Origin of the sequence: Nocardiopsis lucentensis DSM 44048 (genome assembly GCF_000341125.1) — a bacterium.
Lineage (GTDB): Bacteria > Actinomycetota > Actinomycetes > Streptosporangiales > Streptosporangiaceae > Nocardiopsis > Nocardiopsis lucentensis.
The window spans coordinates 1-3,342 of sequence record NZ_ANBC01000243.1 but is presented as its reverse complement, the minus strand read 5'-3'; the positions used below and the strand labels follow the sequence as shown (position 1 = coordinate 3,342).

Genomic DNA, 3,342 nt, shown 5'->3' with positions numbered 1-3,342 from the left:
CCCCCGCCCCCGACGCCCGCGCCGGCTACCGGATGGACCAGCTCGCCCGGGACGTGGTCACCGTCGCCGACGCGGTCAGCCCGGACACGCCCGTCCACCTCGTCGGCCACGACTGGGGCGCCATACAGTCCTGGCACGCGGTCACCGAGCCCGCCCACGCCCACCGCTTCGCCTCCTACACGGCGGTCTCCGGACCCGACCTCGACCACGTGGGCCACTGGTTCCGCCGCCGCCCCGACGGCCTGCGCCACGCGCTGCGCCAGTCCGTGCGCTCGGGCTACATCGGGTTCTTCCACCTGCCCGGAATCCCCGAGGCCGCCTGGCTGACCGGTATCGGCGGCCTCACACTGTCCGCGCTCGAACGGATCGGCGGCGGACCGCACGCCCCCGCCCGGCGAGCCACCCGCGACTACCTCAACGGACTCGCGCTCTACCGGGCCAACATGCTCCCCCGCCTCATCCGCCCCGGTGAGCGCCGCACCGACGTGCCCGTCCAGGTCCTGGCGCCCACCCGGGACGCGTTCATGATCGACCAGATCCAGTCCAACGCCGCCCGCTGGGTCGATGACCTGCGCTTCCATCGCTTCCAGGGCGGCCACTGGACCCTGCGTTCACGTCCGGCCGCCGTCGTCACGCGTGTGCGCTCCCTCGTCGAGGAGATCGAATCGGGGGCGCCCCGCCCGCGCCGTGTCCGCACCGCGCAGCAGGCCCGGCGCCACGGCGGAGCCTTCACCGGCCAGGTCGCCGTGGTCACCGGGGCGGGCAGCGGCATCGGCCGCTCGCTGTGCTTCGAACTCGCCGAGCGCGGTGCCCGGATCGTGGCCGTCGACATCAACGGCCCCGCCGCCGAGCGCACCGCCGAGCTGTCCGCCATGCTCACACCCGGCGCGGGCGCCCAGCGCGTGGACGTCACCGACGCCGCCGCCATGGCCAAGCTCGCCGAGTGGGTCCGCGACGAGTACGGAGTCCCCGACCTCGTGGTCAACAACGCGGGGATCGGTGTGGCCGGCCCCTTCCTGGACACCACCGCCGAGGACTGGGAGCGGGTCGTGGACATCAATCTGTGGGGCGTGGTCCACGGCTGCCGCGCCTTCGCCCCGATGATGGTCGGGTCCGGAGGCGGCGGCCGCATCGTCAACACCGCCTCGGCCGCCTCCTACCTGCCCTCCCGGGTCTACGGCGCCTACGCCACCACCAAGGCCGCCGTCCTCATGCTCAGCCGGAGTCTGCGCGGCGAGCTCGCCGCCGGCGGTGTCACCGTCACCGCCGTCTGCCCCGGCCTGATCAACACCGGGATCATCTCGAACGCCCGGCTGTCGGGCATGGGCGAGCGCTCCGGCGCCAAGGACCGGCTCAACCGGCTCTACCGGCTGCGCGGCTACACCCCCGAGAAGGCGGCCCGACGCATCGCCGACGCCCTGGACCGCGACCCGGAGATCGTCCCCGTCACCGGCGAGGCCCACGCGGGTCTGCTGCTGTCCCGTCTCAGCCCCGGCGCGATGCGCGCCGCCGCCCGCTTCTCCCCGCCGGTCTGACCCGGCCCTCCCCCAACCCAGCACCGCACTGGAGGCACACCATGAGCACCGACCCCGGGGCCACCGGCACCGAACTCCGTCCGGACGAACCCGACCGCCTCGTCCTGCACGCCCGCGACGTCCAGTTCGACTGGAGCCGCCTGGACCTGCACTGGATCCCCGGCGAACCGTTCGCCACCCACGTCATCAACGTGCTGCACCTGTTGCTGCCCGAGGGTGAGCGGTGGTTCGTCGAGGTCTTCAAACAGGCCGTCCCGTACATCACCGACGACCAGCTCCGCGAGCAGGTCCTCGGGTTCATCGGTCAGGAGGCCGTGCACGCCGAGGCGCACGCGGGCGTGCTCGACCACATGGACGCCCACGGGCTGGACCCGACACCGTACGTGGAGCAGATCGCCTGGCTCTTCCGGATCGTGCTCGGCGACCGCGACCTCACCGGACGAAGCGCCGAGTCCTGGCTGCGTACCCGTCTGGCGATCATCGCCGGGATCGAGCACTACACCGCCGTCCTCGGCCAGTGGGTGCTCGACGCGAAGGAGCTCGACCGGGCCGGCGCCGACGAGACCATGCTCGACCTGCTGCGGTGGCACGGCGCGGAGGAGGTCGAGCACCGCGCGGTCGCCTTCGACCTGTACATGCACGTGGACGGGGGCTATCGCCGCCGCGCCCTGGCGATGGGGATCTCGGCGACCGTGCTCGCCGCCCTGTGGGTGCGCGGCGTGGCGTTCCTCGTCCGCGCCGACCCCCACCTGCGGGGCCGCGTCGACGGGCGCGTACCGCGCGCCTCCTGGGCCCTGCGCGACGCCAAGCGCGGCCTGATCCCGCACGTGGGCCGCCTGGTCCGTGCCGTGCCCGAGTACCTGCGCCGGAAGTACCACCCCTCCCAGCACGGGTCCACGAGTCAGGCCGTCGCCTACCTGGCCGTCTCCCCCGCCGCCCGCGCGGCCGAGGCCGCCGGGCAGGGGGCGTCCCGGTGACCGGCACCGACCGCGGGGACCACGGCGCCTCCGGTGTCAAGCACAGCGCCGAGTACTACGCCCGCCCCAGGCCGCCCAGGAGTCTGTTCCGCGGTGGCGGCCCCGACCGCTTCATCCGGCGGATCGCGCGTCTTGCGGACACGGTGGAGCCGATCACCGCGAAGCTGCCGCCGGGGCACCCGCCCCCGGCACCCACCGGGAACCTGCCGGTCCGGGTCGCGCGGGTGGAGCGCCCGGCACCGGACGTCGCCGCGCTCACCCTGGTCCACGAGGAGCCGGGCACACCGCTGCCCGCCTGGCAGCCCGGGCACCACGTGGACGTGGTCCTGGGCGGCGGTGTCGTACGCCAGTACTCTCTCAGCGGGGACCCCCGCGACCGCTCCTCCTACCGGATCGCCGTCCGCCGGATCCCGGACGGCACCGGGTCGGGCCTGGTGCACGCGCTGGGGGAGGGCGACGCGCTGGGGCTGCGCGGTCCGCGCAACGCCTTCCCCTTCGCCCGCGCCGACCGGTACCTGTTCGTCGCGGGCGGGATCGGCGTCACCCCGATCCTGCCGATGGTGCGCGAGGCGCACCGTTCGGGGACCCCCTTCCGGATGGTGTACACCGGCCGCTCGCGGGAGAGTATGCCGTTCACCGGCGAGCTCCCCGACGGCGTGGACGTGTTCGTGCGCCCCGACGACGAGTACGGCGTCCCCGACGCGGAGGAGATCCTGGCGGGGCTCACCCCGGGGACGGCGGTGTACGTGTGCGGCCCGGCACCGCTGATCAACGCCGTGCGCGACCGGGTCCCGAACAGTGCGCCGTTCTTCTCGGAACGGTTCGCGCCC

Annotated in this window: 3 protein-coding genes; all 3 read left to right on the top strand. The window is 74.1% G+C overall.

Annotated elements, in window-relative coordinates:
• On the top strand, positions 1–1,535 hold a 1,535-nt coding region (locus D471_RS0108225), incomplete at its 5' end, for an SDR family oxidoreductase (protein ID WP_017598173.1).
• A gap of 41 nt (positions 1,536–1,576) precedes the next feature.
• Positions 1,577–2,512, top strand: a complete 936-nt coding sequence (locus D471_RS0108220; RefSeq protein WP_017598172.1) for a metal-dependent hydrolase — start codon at positions 1,577–1,579, stop codon at positions 2,510–2,512.
• A partial coding sequence (locus D471_RS33500) for a ferredoxin reductase (protein ID WP_017598171.1) occupies positions 2,509–3,342 on the top strand: 834 nt, incomplete at its 3' end. The genes D471_RS0108220 and D471_RS33500, both read left to right, overlap by 4 nt.